General features: G+C 62.3%; 12 protein-coding genes. 3 read left to right on the forward strand and 9 right to left on the reverse strand.

Features of this window, described 5'->3' with window-relative positions:
- Positions 1 to 139: 139 nt before the first annotated feature.
- Together J2Z31_RS21170 and mtgA are read right to left on the reverse strand one after the other, a co-directional pair.
- Positions 140 to 787, reverse strand: a complete 648-nt coding sequence (locus J2Z31_RS21170; protein WP_209604314.1) for a glutathione S-transferase family protein — start codon at positions 785 to 787, stop codon at positions 140 to 142.
- 78 nt (positions 788 to 865) lie between these two features.
- Positions 866 to 1,600, reverse strand: coding sequence for a monofunctional biosynthetic peptidoglycan transglycosylase (mtgA, locus tag J2Z31_RS21175; RefSeq protein WP_408022051.1), 735 nt, complete (start codon positions 1,598 to 1,600; stop codon positions 866 to 868).
- 164 nt (positions 1,601 to 1,764) lie between these two features.
- On the opposite strand from mtgA, the gene J2Z31_RS21180 reads away from it, so the two are divergent.
- Together J2Z31_RS21180 and hisC are read left to right on the forward strand one after the other, a co-directional pair.
- On the forward strand, positions 1,765 to 2,679 hold the full coding sequence (locus tag J2Z31_RS21180) for a polyprenyl synthetase family protein (protein ID WP_209604318.1): 915 nt from the start codon (positions 1,765 to 1,767) through the stop codon (positions 2,677 to 2,679).
- A 12-nt stretch (positions 2,680 to 2,691) separates the two neighbouring features.
- On the forward strand, positions 2,692 to 3,747 hold the full coding sequence (hisC, locus tag J2Z31_RS21185) for a histidinol-phosphate transaminase (RefSeq protein ID WP_209604320.1): 1,056 nt from the start codon (positions 2,692 to 2,694) through the stop codon (positions 3,745 to 3,747).
- Between the two features lie 237 nt (positions 3,748 to 3,984).
- Here the strand turns inward: hisC and ispG are convergent, their stop codons facing one another.
- The 3 genes from ispG to J2Z31_RS21200 form a co-directional block, all read right to left on the reverse strand.
- Positions 3,985 to 5,238: a flavodoxin-dependent (E)-4-hydroxy-3-methylbut-2-enyl-diphosphate synthase gene (gene ispG / locus J2Z31_RS21190; RefSeq protein ID WP_209604322.1), complete on the reverse strand. Its 1,254-nt coding sequence runs from the start codon at positions 5,236 to 5,238 to the stop codon at positions 3,985 to 3,987.
- A 154-nt stretch (positions 5,239 to 5,392) separates the two neighbouring features.
- Entirely contained in the window at positions 5,393 to 6,580 is a 1,188-nt protein-coding gene (locus tag J2Z31_RS21195) for an MFS transporter (RefSeq protein WP_209604324.1), read from the reverse strand.
- 177 nt (positions 6,581 to 6,757) lie between these two features.
- Positions 6,758 to 7,543 carry a DeoR/GlpR family DNA-binding transcription regulator gene (locus J2Z31_RS21200; protein WP_209604326.1) on the reverse strand — a complete coding sequence of 262 codons (786 nt, stop codon included), beginning with the start codon at positions 7,541 to 7,543 and terminating at the stop codon, positions 6,758 to 6,760.
- Between the two features lie 268 nt (positions 7,544 to 7,811).
- Here J2Z31_RS21200 and J2Z31_RS21205 point away from each other — a divergent pair, with 268 nt between their 5' ends.
- Positions 7,812 to 8,585, forward strand: a complete 774-nt coding sequence (locus tag J2Z31_RS21205) for an amino acid ABC transporter substrate-binding protein (protein ID WP_209604328.1) — start codon at positions 7,812 to 7,814, stop codon at positions 8,583 to 8,585.
- 120 nt (positions 8,586 to 8,705) lie between these two features.
- On the opposite strand, the gene J2Z31_RS21210 is transcribed toward J2Z31_RS21205, so the two are convergent.
- Genes J2Z31_RS21210 through mnmG form a run of 4 tightly spaced genes read right to left on the reverse strand, consistent with a single transcriptional unit; the run spans position 8,706 to position 12,961 of the window.
- A complete protein-coding gene (locus J2Z31_RS21210; protein ID WP_209604329.1) occupies positions 8,706 to 9,596 on the reverse strand; it encodes a ParB/RepB/Spo0J family partition protein in 891 nt (296 codons plus the stop codon).
- Positions 9,597 to 9,629: 33 nt separating this feature from the next.
- Positions 9,630 to 10,424 carry a ParA family protein gene (locus tag J2Z31_RS21215; protein WP_209604332.1) on the reverse strand — a complete coding sequence of 265 codons (795 nt, stop codon included), beginning with the start codon at positions 10,422 to 10,424 and terminating at the stop codon, positions 9,630 to 9,632.
- A 15-nt stretch (positions 10,425 to 10,439) separates the two neighbouring features.
- On the reverse strand, positions 10,440 to 11,081 hold the full coding sequence (gene rsmG / locus J2Z31_RS21220) for a 16S rRNA (guanine(527)-N(7))-methyltransferase RsmG (protein WP_209604334.1): 642 nt from the start codon (positions 11,079 to 11,081) through the stop codon (positions 10,440 to 10,442).
- Positions 11,078 to 12,961 carry a tRNA uridine-5-carboxymethylaminomethyl(34) synthesis enzyme MnmG gene (gene mnmG / locus J2Z31_RS21225; RefSeq protein WP_209604336.1) on the reverse strand — a complete coding sequence of 628 codons (1,884 nt, stop codon included), beginning with the start codon at positions 12,959 to 12,961 and terminating at the stop codon, positions 11,078 to 11,080. The genes rsmG and mnmG overlap by 4 nt, the downstream gene beginning before the upstream one ends.
- Between the last annotated feature and the right edge of the window lie 39 nt (positions 12,962 to 13,000).

Consider the following 13,000-nt stretch of genomic DNA (forward strand, 5'->3'; position numbering starts at 1 on the left):
CCGAAAATGGCCGGGTCAAACAGATGTCGATCTCGGAAATTTCGCGCGCTTATACATGGACGACCGCCGTTTGACCAGACCCCGCACGCAAATTTTCGAGTCTAGCGGGAGGGCAGTCTCGGTCGAGACTTGAAGAGCATCAAGCCTCGTCCTCCGGAACGATCCAGGGTTCTGCCTTCGCTGCCTCTTCCCACTTCCTGTAGGCCGGATGCGCCTTCACCGCCTCCATATAGGCGAGCGTCGCCGGATCGTTCACGAGTTCGTAGACGTCGAAACGGTTTACGACCGGGGCGAACATCGCGTCGGCGGCGGTGAAGCGGCCAAACAGGAACGGACCGCCGGAGCTCGCGATCGCCTCGCGCCAGATCGTTTCGATCCGCGCCACGTCGGCCGCCACGCCTTCGGCAAGTGCGATGGCTTTGCGCGGCCGGCGGATGTTCATCGGGCAGGCGCCACGCAGTGCCCGGAAGCCGGAGAGCATCTCCATCGAATAGGATCGCGCCCGGGCGCGATCCTCGCGGTTTTTCGGCCAGAGGCCCGCATCAGGATAGAGCTCCGCCACATATTCGATGATTGCGAGCGACTCCCAGACCCGCACGTCGCCATGGTGCAGAACCGGCACGCGTCCCGTCGGCGAGATTTCGCGGAAGCGCGGATTTCCCGCGGCAAAGTCGAAGGGGATCACCACGTCCTCGAAAGGAATTCCGCAAGCCTCGAGCGCCAGCCAGGGCCGCAGCGACCAGGAGGAATAGTTCTTGTTGCCGACATAGAGCACGAGCTCGGCCATGATGCTGTCTCCGTTCATTGTTTTCGGCAAACAGCCTTGCCACACCAGCGGCCGCAGGACCAATGAATTGCCTTCATCTCAATCATAAAGGCACGTGATATAGTCGCGCGACCGGCTGGCGCGGCGTTCGATCACAGAGGCAAGACGCTTCAGGCCTCGACCGGGCTTGCCGGCATTGCGGTCGATCGGATTGGGCAGGGAAACGGCCAGCAGCGCGGCCTGCCGTCGCGAAAGCTTGGCCGCCGATACGCCGAAGTGATGGCGCGCGGCGGCCTCGACACCATAGATCCCGTCGCCCCATTCGGCGACATTGAGATAGATTTCCATCATACGCCGCTTGCTCCAAACGAAGTCGGCGGCGATCGCCAGCGGCACTTCCATCCCCTTGCGGACGAAGGAGCGACCGTTCCAGAGATAGAGATTCTTGACGGTCTGCATCGGGATGGTGCTGGCGCCACGCGTCTGCCCGCCGTCGAGCGCCTCCTCGACGACGCTCTGCATTTGCACCCAGTCGACCCCGCCATGCGAGCAGAACCGGCCGTCCTCGGACATCATCACCGATTGCACGAGCACCGGAGCAATGTCGTCGAACTCCACCCATTGCCGGTCATAGCCGCGCAGGAGCACCAGGTCGCGCAGCATCAGGGTCGACACCGGATGAATGAAATCGATGAGATAGAGGATGATGAGCAGATAGGGCAGCAGCAAGAGGGAAAGGCCGAGAAGGAGCAGGCGCCGCCAGCCACGGCGCAGGGCAGATCCTCGGCCGGCAGACATCTCGCCCTCCTCGCGCTCTTCCGAAATGATGTCCACGGCCTGACTGTCCGCCCCTCTCTTCATGCCCGCCTTCTTATTGCACGGAGGCCGAGAGTTGAACGGCCTTTCTCACAAAAGACAAGGGTTGGATGCACTCATCCCCGGCGAATGCGATGCGAAAGTCCGTTGAAAGCCGCCCCGGCCCGTGCCAAAGAGCCTTCATGAGCTACGAGACATCATCCTTTGCGGAACGGCTGAAAGCCGATGCGCTTGCGGTCGAGACCTTGCTTTCGACGCTTCTTGATCCTGATCCATTTCCGGACGAGATCGCCCGCCCGGGGACCCTTATCAGCGCCATGCGTCACGGCGTGCTCAATGGCGGCAAGCGGCTGCGCCCGTTTCTCGTGGCCGAAAGCACCGCGCTCTTCGGCGGCGACATGGACGCCGCCCTGCGGATCGGCGCAGCGCTCGAATGCGTGCATTGCTATTCGCTTGTCCATGACGACCTGCCGGCGATGGACAATGACGAGCTGCGCCGGGGACAGCCGACGGTCCACGTCGCCTTTGACGAGGCGACCGCGATCCTCGCGGGCGATAGTTTGTTGACCTTTGCCTTCGACATCATCGCCGCACCGGAAACGCCGCTTTCCGACCGGCAGAAGACAGCGCTCGTGCTGGCGCTTGCGCGCGCCTCGGGCCACGGCGGCATGGCCGGCGGCCAGGCGCTCGACCTCGCCGCCGAGAGAGAAGCCCCGGACGAGGCGGGCATCGTCACCCTTCAGGCGATGAAAACCGGCGCCCTCATCCGCTTCGGCTGCGAGGCCGGCGCGATCATCGCCGATGCCGGCGCCGACGATCGGCAGCGGCTGCGCTCCTTCGGTGAGAAGATCGGCCTTGCCTTCCAGCTCGCCGACGACCTGCTCGACGTTACGGCCGACGTTGAAGTCATGGGAAAGGCGACCGGCAAGGACGCCGCCCGCGGCAAGGGCACGCTCGTCGCCCTCCATGGCCAAAAATGGGCTGAACACGAGCTTCAAAGATTGGTGGTCGAAGCGGAGGAGTTGCTGGCGGCTTACGGCAGCCGTTCGGCCGTCCTCGTCGAGACCGCCCGCTTCATCGCCAAACGCAGGAACTAGGACCTGTAGCCCATGAGCAAATACTGGTCGCCGATCGTATCGAGGCTGAAGCCCTATGTTCCGGGTGAACAGCCACGCATGGCAAATCTCGTCAAGCTCAATACGAATGAGAGCCCCTACGGCCCTTCGCAAAGCGCGCTCGAGGCCATCCGAATGGCGGCGGGCGCCGATCTCCGTCTCTATCCGGATCCGCTCGCGCTGGGCTTGAGGCAGTCGATCGCCGAGCGACACGGCGTAATGGCGGAGGAGGTTTTCGTCGGCAACGGCTCGGACGAGGTCCTGGCCCATGCCTTCGCCGCGCTTTTGAAACATGACCAACCGCTGCTCTATCCGGATATTTCCTACAGCTTCTATCCGACCTATGCAGGCCTCTTCGGCATCGACGCGGTCGAGGTGCCGCTCAACGATGCCTTCCGCATCGACATCGCCGACTATCGTCGCCCCTCGGGCGCGATCATCCTGCCGAACCCCAATGCGCCCACCGGCATTGGCCTGCCGCTCGCCGAGATCGAGAGACTGGTGGCGGAGCACCCGGAGCAGCCCGTCGTAATCGACGAAGCCTATATCGATTTCGGCGGCGAATCGGCGATCCCGCTCGTGCCGAAATACGCGAACCTGCTTGTCGTGCAGACCTTTTCGAAATCACGGGCGCTCGCCGGCCTGCGCGTCGGCTTCGCCATCGGCCAGCGGCCGCTGATCGAGGCGCTTGAACGCGTCAAGGACAGCTTCAACTCCTACCCGCTGGGGCGCGCCGCCCAGGCCGGTGCGACCGCCGCAATCAAGGATGAGGCCTGGTTCGAGGAAACGCGCGCCAGAATCATCGCCACCCGGGCGGAACTTACCCGGGAGCTGGAAAAGCGCGGCTTCGAGGTCCTGCCTTCGCTGGCAAACTTCGTCTTCGCCCGCCACCCGGGCCATCCCGGCCAAACGCTCGCCGCGAAGCTGCGCGAGCGCGCCGTGATCGTCCGCCATTTCGCCAAGCCGAGGATCGAGGATTTCCTGCGCATCACCATCGGCACGAATGAGGAATGCGGCAGGCTGATCGCGGCGCTTGACGAAATTCTTTGAAGGCGCGCGACAAACTCAGCTCTCGAACAAGGGCGAGAGATTTTCGTGACAAACCCCCCAACCCCGCCCCACAAGGGGAGGGGCTAGACCCGCTGCACCTCTCCACTTCGTTCTCACCGTCGCGACGGAATCGGCGAAGGGCAGGCGATTGCCGCGAGCGCCTGTCCCTCCCCCTTGTGGGGAGGGGAGGGGTTCGCCTTAGTTGGAAGGGGACGTAACAGGTCTTCGCATTGAGCCCTACTCGGCCGCAGCCTGGCCGCCGCCGAAGCGTTTCTCGATATAGTCGGAGACGAGGAGCTGGAACTCCTCTGCGATCCTGGGCCCGCGCAGCGTCATCGCCTTCTGACCGTCGATGAAGACGGGAGCGGCCGGCATCTCGCCGGTGCCCGGAAGCGAAATGCCGATGTCGGCGTGTTTGCTTTCGCCGGGGCCGTTGACGATGCAGCCCATGACCGCGACCTTCAGCGCCTCGACGCCCGGATATTTCTCGCGCCAGACGGGCATGTTCGCACGAATATCCTCCTGGATCTTCTGGGCGAGTTCCTGGAACACGGTCGAGGTCGTGCGGCCACAGCCGGGGCAGGCGGCAACGACGGGAATGAATTGGCGGAAGCCCATGACCTGCAGCAGTTCCTGCGCCACCTGCACTTCGCGCGTGCGGTCGCCGCCGGGCTCCGGCGTCAGCGAGATGCGGATCGTGTCGCCGATACCCTGCTGCATCAGAATGCCGAGAGAGGCCGAGGAGGCGACAATGCCCTTCGTACCCATGCCGGCTTCCGTGAGGCCGAGATGCAACGCGTGGTCGGAGCGCGCGGCGAGCATCGCATAAACGGCGATCAGGTCCTGCACGCCGGAAACCTTGGCGGAAAGGATGATGCGGTTGCGCGGCAGGCCAAGCTCTTCGGCGAGTTCCGCCGAGATCAGCGCCGACTGCACGATCGTCTCGCGCGTCACTTGCTGAGCCGTCAGGGGTGAGCCATTGGCCTTGTTCTCGTCCATGAGACGCGTCAGGAGGTCCTGATCGAGCGAACCCCAGTTCACCCCGATGCGCACAGGCTTGTCGTAGCGCATCGCCATCTCGATGATTTCGGCGAACTGCTTGTCCTTCTTGTCCTTGAATCCGACATTGCCCGGGTTGATGCGGTATTTCGCGAGGGCCTCGGCGCAGGCCGGGTGGTCTGCGAGCAGCTTGTGGCCGATATAGTGGAAGTCGCCGACGAGCGGCACATCGAGGCCGAGGCGCAAGAGACGCTCGCGGATTCTCGGTACCGCAGCGGCACTTTCGTCGCGGTCGACGGTGATCCGCACCAGTTCCGAACCCGCCCTGTGGAGCGCCGCGACCTGCGCGACGGTCGCATCGACATCGGCCGTGTCGGTATTGGTCATCGATTGCACGACGACCGGCGCGCCGCCACCGACGATCACGCCGCCGACATCGACGGCGACCGAGGCACGGCGCGGCTTTGGCTCGAAATCGAAGGCAGAAGACATGGACGCCTCTTCTTGGTTTTTGCGCAATCCGGACGAAAACCAGCTTCAATTTTCCTGAAAGTGCTCTGAATCCGGCTTTCGCCTTTCAGGTGGCGAAGGAAAGCATGCTTGTCAACGCCACATCACGCGCTGACGGCGAATTGATGGCACGCCGTCACTCTTGCCTGCCGTGGTCTGCATGAACGGCGTGCCGCGACAGCAGGAGCACGACGACGAAAAGGGCCGGGATAAAGGTGAAGATCACGGCAAAACCGCTGAACTCTGCAATGAAGCCGATCAGCGAGGGTGCGAAAAGCATGCCGGAATAGCCCATCGTCGTCGCGACCGCGAGGCCGATACCTGGCTGCAGGCCCGGCATGTTGCCGGCGGCGGAAAAGGCGATCGGCACCATGTTGGAGATCCCGATTCCGGCAATCGCAAAGCCGGCGATGGCCAGCGCTGCGTTGGGCGCAAGGCCGGCGAGCACGAGGCCGACAAACGCCGTGAGGGTACAGATGCGCAGCGTCCGCTTCGCGCCGAGAAGGTCGCGCACATGATCGCCGGCAAAGCGCATCGTCGCCATCGTCGCCGAGAAGGCGGCGAAGCCGAAGCCGGAGAGCTCGGTAGAGGCGCCGAGTTCGTTCCTGAGATAGAGCGCACCCCAGTCGAGCACGGCACCCTCCGGTACCATCGAGAACAGCGCCATGATGCCGATCAGCCACGGCAGCGGCGTCATCGGCAGCCTGAGCTTTTCCCTGGCGGCCGTCGGATGCGGCTTGTCGGCAAGGATCATCGGCCAGGCAACGGCCAGGATCGTCAGGCAGAGCAGGGTCACCGCGACCGCATGCGGCAGCACGCCGATCCGGGCCATCAAAAAGCCGCCGATCCCCGCGCCGACCAGCCCGCCAAGGCTCCAATAGGCATGGCAGGAGGACATGATCGCCCGCCGCATCGATCTCTCGACCCCTACGGCATTGGCGTTCATCGCCACGTCCATCGCGCCGACAAAGCCGCCAAGCAGGAACATGCCGATCGCGGCCGTCCAGACATTCGGCACCAAGGTCAGCAAGAGCAGCAGCGGCGAGAGAATGATCGCCGTGACTTTCGAGACCTTCGCGGAACCGAGTCGGGCGATGAAAGCGCCGGCGATCGGCATCAGCACCAGCGAGCCGACGCCGAATACGAGGATCAAGAGGCCGAGCATTCCCTCGCCGATCCCGAGCCGGTCCTTGAATTCCGGGATCTTCGGCGCCCAGCTCCCGGTGACGAAGCCATTCATTAGAAAAAGGAGCGACACCGCGAGTCGGTTCTTTGTCATATAGCCTTGGCGGACCCAGGTCTTACGGGCACTAAATTGGTCCATCGGAGTTTTCCTGCTGCCGGTCTCGCCGGCCTTACAGCACGTCTCCTTAAATCGATTTAAGGACGAGGCATGCGCGGTTCAAAGTGCTGCAACGCACCTTTGTGCATCTGGTAGACGCGCGGCGCTGCAATGGGTGATTTCGCGAGATCGGCGTCACGAGTGCATCGCGCGACCCGCTCATCCGCCTGGTTCGCCGGCGAGGACCACGGCCGTGCCGCGCGCCGTCAGTGCGGCAACGTGAGCCGGCGGCGCGCCCGCCTCGAGCACCAGGGTCGAAACGGCTTCGACGCCGACCACCGCGTAAGGGGCGGCCGTACCGAGCTTGTCCGTGGTAACGGCGGCCAGCACGGATCGGCTTTTCGACGCCATCAGCCGCTTGAATTCGGCGTCTTCGAAGTGCACCGCCGTGAGCCCGGCTTCAGCATCCGCACCGCAGGCTCCGAGGATACAGAGATCAGGCCGAAGCAGATCCGCATCGCGCTGCGCCCGCGCGCCGACCGCAGCGCCGACCGCGCGGTCGATGGTTCCGCCGATCAGGATGAGGTCGACAGCCGGCTTCTCCATGAGAGCCGAGGCGATCAACGGCGTATTGGTGACGGTCGTTATCGAAAGGTTTGGAGGGATTGCCCGCGCGATCGCCAGATTGGTCGAACCAACATCGAGAAAAATCGTCATGCCGCGCTCGATGTACTCGACGGATGCTCGCGCCAGGGCCGCCTTCCTCTGCGCAGCAAGCGCAGCGCGCTCGATCAGGGGACGACCCGCATCCGACGCAAGGGGCAAGGCGCCGCCATAGACCCGCTCGCACAGGCCTGCTGCGGCCATCTCACGCAAATCCCGGCGGATCGTATCCTCGGAGACGCTGAACTCGCGCGCGAGCTCCGCCGCGAGAACGCGACCATGCGTCCGCAGGCGTTCGCGGATGACAGATTGTCTTTCCCGCAGCAGGAGATCCAAGGACATGGGCGAAAACCGTGCGTAAACGTGCGTTAATCGGCAACAACGTGAGTAACAGTCTCCGATCCTTGTTGCAACCAGATTGAGGTGGAACAGTGGGAGCGAATGCCGGTTATTGCGCTGGCCGTTTCGAACGAATTTTACCAATTGGGAAAAATATTCATCGAAACAGCCGCGAAATGGTCTTTCATGCGCTGAGGTGAAACGAGTTCTGTGCGATTGTCGCCACAATCCGGAGGACGGGCCGGAGAACGACAAGGATGGAAACAAGACGATGAAACTTCTTCCGACGCTTTTCGCTGCTGCTCTTTTGCAACTTGCCGCCTTCACCACCGCCGAAGCCGGCTCCAACCTCGATGAGATCAAGTCCGCCGGCGTGCTGAAGATCGGCACCGAAGGCACATACGCTCCTTTCACCTATCACGATGCGAGCGGCGCACTCGTCGGCTTCGACGTCGAGATCGGCCAGGAGGTCGCGAAGCGCCTCGGCGTTCAGGCCGAGTTCCTGGAGGGCAAGTGGGACGGGCTGATCGCCGGCCTCGACGCCAATCGTTACGACGCCGTCATCAACCAGGTCGGCATTACTGAGGAACGCAAGAAGAAATACGACTTCTCCGATCCCTATATCGCCTCCAAGGCTGTGCTGATCGTGCGGGCCGACGACGAGGAGATCACGGATTTCGCCGATTTGAAGGGCAAGAAGGCGGCGCAATCGCTGACCAGCAATTTCGGCAAACTCGCCGAGAAATCCGGCGCCGAACTCGTCGGCACAGACGGCTTCGATCAGTCGATCCAGCTCGTGCTGACCGGCCGTGCCGACGCGACCATCAACGACAGCCTCTCTTTCCTCGATTTCAGGAAGCAGAAGCCCGATGCCAATGTGAAGATCGCCGCTGAACAGGCGGATGCTGACTATTCCGGCATCATCATCCGCAAGGGCGAGCCTGAATTGCTCGAGGCGATCAACAAGGCGCTCGCCGAGATCAAGGCGGACGGCACCTATGAGAAGATCTCGCAAAAGTATTTCGGCGCCGACGTTTCCAAGTAACGCCTATCGAGTGGGGCCGGTGATCGCCGGCCCACTTTCCATGACGACCCATGTAGGAGTAGGCGAGGGACCCAGGCCGGGATAGATTGTACCGGCCTAGCAGGCGGCACCAAGGCTGGTTCATCGCCTTTCGAGAAGCCGGCAAATTTCTTCGAGCTGATCGAGCGTTTTGTAGGCAATCCTGAGGTGCCCACCGGACGCCCTGTGGCTGACGGTCACCTCCAGCCCCAGGCTGTCGGACAGTGTGCGCTCCAGCGCCAGTGTATCGGCATCCTTTTCCTCGCGCCGCCGTGCCTTGGCGAAATCAGGATCGTTCTGCGCCTTGATGTCATTCTGGGCAAGGCGCTCCGCCTCGCGGACGGAAAGCCCCTTGGTGACAATCATGCGCGCGAGTGCCCCGGGGTCGGAAGTCGGGATCAGTGCACGCGCATGCCCCGCCGACAAGCTGCCGTCGGACAACATGTCGCGCACGGGTTCCGGCAGCTTCAAGAGCCGCAAACTGTTCGCGACGTGACTGCGGCTCTTGCCGATGATCTCGCCGAGATCGTTCTGCGTATAGCCGTGCTCTGCGATCAGCTGCTCGTAGCCGAGCGCCTCCTCGAGCGGATTGAGATCGGAACGCTGCACGTTTTCGACAATGGCGATCTCCAGAGCGGTGCGGTCGTCAACATCGCGAACGATGACCGGGATCTCCGTGAAGCCGGCAAGTTGCGCTGCACGCCAACGCCTTTCGCCCGCAATGATCTCATAACGATCGCTGCCGACGGTACGGACGACGACCGGCTGAACGATGCCGTGCTGACGAATGGAACTCGCGAGATCCTGCAATTCCGCTTCGTCGAACTGCCGACGGGGGTTGCGGGGGTTGCGCGAAACGAACTCGATGGGGACCCGGCGATCGGGGTTGACGGGACTCGCAGGCGCTGCGCCGCTCTGTAATGGCTGATCCATTTCCCCGATCAGGGCGGCGAGGCCGCGACCAAGACGCCGCTTGGAGCTGTCATCGTTCATGCGTCACACCCAATTATTACGATATCGAAACGGTCAGGCGGCCTTCCGTTGCCGCTCACGCTGGATGACTTCCGATGCCAGTTGCAGATACGCCTGGCTGCCGGCGCATTTCAGGTCATAGAGAATAGCGGGCTTACCATAAGACGGCGCTTCGGAAACGCGGACATTGCGCGGGATTAACGTATGATAGACCTTGTCCCCCAGATGCGTCCGCACGTCGCTCACCACCTGCTGCGCCAGGTTGTTGCGTGAGTCGAACATCGTCAACACAATGCCTTGAATATCGAGACCTGGATTGACGGTGCGGCGCACCTGGTCGACCGTCTCCAGAAGCTGGCTCAAGCCCTCGAGCGCAAAGAATTCGCATTGCAGCGGCACCAGGACAGAGTGTGCCGCCGTCATGGCGTTCATCGTCAAAAGGTTGAAGGATGGGGGGCAATCCAGCAGAATGTAGGAATAGTCGTGGGCCGCCGGCGCAACGAGCGCTTTCCGCAGGCGGAAGACTCGATCGGCCTCCTGGGCAATCTCCAATTCGATTCCGAGCAGGTCCATAGTGGAGGGGATGATGGCGAGGTTTGGCACCGCCGTGTCCCGGGCAATGGCGCCGATTGAATGCGTGCCCATGATCAGGTCGTAGGATGACAGGTGCCTGTCACGGCGCTGGATGCCAAGACCGGTGCTGGCATTACCCTGCGGATCCAGATCGACAATCAGGACCTTCTCACCGATAGCGGCGAGGGCGGTCGCTAGATTGATCGCGGTGGTCGTCTTGCCGACGCCGCCCTTCTGATTGGCAATGGTGATAATCCGATTATTTGGGCCAAACATGTTTCCGCTCGCCTATCACTTCGTCCGACGTGAAAGATTTGCAATCTCGAGAACCACCGAATCCGGCTCGACGACACTTGCGTGTTTTACCAGATCGAATTGAAAGCGGCTAACGGCTTTGTCGACTTCCTGCTGATAATCCCGGCCTTTGTGAAAGAAAGCGACGGTTCTTGACCCATCCTGCAGCATCCAGGGTGCGCAATGATCGAGAAGTTGGCTGAGATCCGCGAGCGCCCGAGCCGAAATGGCGTCACATGAGGGAATCGCCGCAGGTGCCGCCTCGATTCGAATAGGGTGAACCGTGCCACGCGCGCCGGTGTCATTCAGCGCTACGCGCAGGAACGCTGCCTTCTTGTTGTTGCTCTCGACGAGATGCACCCAACCGTCGGAATGCTCCGACAAGCAGATTGCGGTGATGACACCGGGGAAGCCACCACCGCTGCCGAGGTCAACCCAGGCCTTGGGGGCGGGGGAAAGCTGAAATATCTGCAGGCTGTCGAGAATGTGGCGGTGCCAGAGATCATCCAAAGTCGATGGGGCGACAAGATTGATCGACCTCGCCCACTTCTGGAACAGAGCGGCAAAGTGCTCCAGCTTCTCCCGCGTTTCACGTGAAACACGCAAACCGTTCAGCCTCTCGACGAGACTCGTTTTCATTGTATGCCTTGCCCCGCCGCACGTTTCGTTTCACGCCCCTGACGCCGCAAGCACGACAGAAGCAGCGAGACTGCCGCGGGGGTCATTCCGTCCACCTTCATCGCCTGAGCCAGGTTGCGCGGTCTCTGCAGACTCAACTTCTGCTTTAGCTCGTTGGAAAGACCGGGCAGGTCGCTATAGTCGAAATCGTCGGGGATGGTGGCACTCTCCTCGCGGCGGATACCCGCAATGTCTGCCGCCTGCCGCTCCATGTAGACGGCGTAAGCCGCGTCGATTTCCAGCGCTTCGACGACGCTTGCGTCAATGCCCTCCAGTTCCGGCCACAGCGGCTTCAATCCAGCGATCGTTTGATCGGGATAGGAGAGGATTTCATGCGCCGAGCGCCGTTGACCATCTTGGTTGAGCTTCAGCCCAAAACGCTTGCCTTCCGCTGGCGTAATCGAAAGCGACTGCAGCAGAGTGCGACCGGCATCATAGGCCCGTTGCCAGGCCTCGAAACGCACCCGACGTCCCTCCCCGACGCAGCCGAGCTGGAGCCCAACGGGCGTCAGGCGCATATCGGCATTGTCCGCCCGGAGCGACAGCCGGTACTCCGCGCGAGAGGTAAACATCCGGTAGGGTTCTGTGATGCCGCGCGACGTAAGATCGTCGATCATCACCCCGATATAGGAGTCGGTCCGGCTGAAGGTGAAAGCTTCGCGCCCGGTCGCGGTCAGCGCCGCGTTCAAGCCAGCGACAAGACCTTGCGCGCCAGCCTCCTCGTAGCCTGTCGTGCCGTTTATCTGCCCCGCCAAAAAGAGCCCGGGGATCTTCCGCACCGCGAGGGTGAGTTGCAATTCGCGCGGATCGACATGATCGTATTCGATCGCATAGCCAGGCTGGAGAATCGTAACCTTCTCGAGCCCTGGGATCGTGCGGATAAACGCCTGCTGCACCTCCTCGGGCAGGGACGTAGAAATGCCGTTCGGGTAAACGGTGTCGTCGTCAAGCCCTTCCGGCTCCAGGAAGATCTGGTGGCCGTCTCGTTCGCCAAATCGCACGATCTTGTCCTCAATCGACGGACAATAGCGCGGGCCGACTCCCTCGATCTGACCGGAATACATTGCCGAGCGATGGATATTATCCGCAATGATCTTGTGAGTTGCGTCGGTGGTGCGCGTCACGCCGCACTCGATCTGCCGGTTGAGAATGCGATCCGTCATGAACGAGAAAGGCACCGGCTCCTCATCCGGCCCCTGGCGGCCGACGCGATCCCAGTCGATCGTCCGGCCGTCGAGCCGCGCCGGTGTACCGGTCTTCAGCCGTCCGAGCGCCAGACCAAACCCGGACAAGGTGGCAGACAGCCCAAGCGATGGCTCCTCACCGACTCGCCCCGCAGCTATTTTGCGGTCGCCGATGTGAATGAGGCCTCTGAGGAAAGTCCCCGTCGTCAGCACCACGGAAGCTGCGCGATAGGTCCGGCCGTCTTTCATGATCACGCCGATGACCGCGTTGCCTTCTGTCAGCAGGTCAAAGGCATCCCCCTCGACCACCGAGAGATTTGCGATCGCTTCGATCTCACGCTGCATCGCTTCCCTGTAGAGCCTTCGATCCGCCTGGGTTCGTGGCCCGCGCACCGCCGGTCCCTTGCGCCGGTTGAGCAGGCGGAACTGAATACCGGCCGCATCCGCTACTCGCCCCATAAGTCCGTCAAGAGCGTCGATCTCGCGCACGAGATGACCCTTGCCGAGCCCGCCGATGGCCGGGTTGCAGGACATGACGCCGATCGTCGCTTTTTTGTGGGTGATCAGAGCCGTCCGGGCGCCCAATCGCGCCGACGCCGACGCGGCCTCACAGCCGGCATGGCCGCCACCGATTACAATGACATCATAGCTCGTCATAAGTCTATGCTCCCGCATACTACGGTCTTGATTCTCAAA

Source organism: Sinorhizobium kostiense, assembly GCF_017874595.1.
Lineage (GTDB): Bacteria > Pseudomonadota > Alphaproteobacteria > Rhizobiales > Rhizobiaceae > Sinorhizobium > Sinorhizobium kostiense.

Excerpts from the sequence above, each read along its gene's own strand:
- J2Z31_RS21170 (WP_209604314.1), bottom strand. The coding sequence starts at position 787 with ATGGCCGAGCTCGTGCTCTATGTCGGCAACAAGAACTATTCCTCCTGG.
- J2Z31_RS21180 (WP_209604318.1), top strand. The coding sequence starts at position 1,765 with ATGAGCTACGAGACATCATCCTTTGCGGAACGGCTGAAAGCCGATGCG.
- J2Z31_RS21195 (WP_209604324.1), bottom strand. The coding sequence starts at position 6,580 with ATGGACCAATTTAGTGCCCGTAAGACCTGGGTCCGCCAAGGCTATATG.
- J2Z31_RS21215 (WP_209604332.1), bottom strand. The coding sequence starts at position 10,424 with ATGTTTGGCCCAAATAATCGGATTATCACCATTGCCAATCAGAAGGGC.
- J2Z31_RS21205 (WP_209604328.1), top strand. The coding sequence starts at position 7,812 with ATGAAACTTCTTCCGACGCTTTTCGCTGCTGCTCTTTTGCAACTTGCC.
- J2Z31_RS21200 (WP_209604326.1), bottom strand. The coding sequence starts at position 7,543 with ATGTCCTTGGATCTCCTGCTGCGGGAAAGACAATCTGTCATCCGCGAA.
- hisC (WP_209604320.1), top strand. The coding sequence starts at position 2,692 with ATGAGCAAATACTGGTCGCCGATCGTATCGAGGCTGAAGCCCTATGTT.
- rsmG (WP_209604334.1), bottom strand. The coding sequence starts at position 11,081 with ATGAAAACGAGTCTCGTCGAGAGGCTGAACGGTTTGCGTGTTTCACGT.
- ispG (WP_209604322.1), bottom strand. The coding sequence starts at position 5,238 with ATGTCTTCTGCCTTCGATTTCGAGCCAAAGCCGCGCCGTGCCTCGGTC.
- mnmG (WP_209604336.1), bottom strand. The coding sequence starts at position 12,961 with ATGACGAGCTATGATGTCATTGTAATCGGTGGCGGCCATGCCGGCTGT.
- J2Z31_RS21210 (WP_209604329.1), bottom strand. The coding sequence starts at position 9,596 with ATGAACGATGACAGCTCCAAGCGGCGTCTTGGTCGCGGCCTCGCCGCC.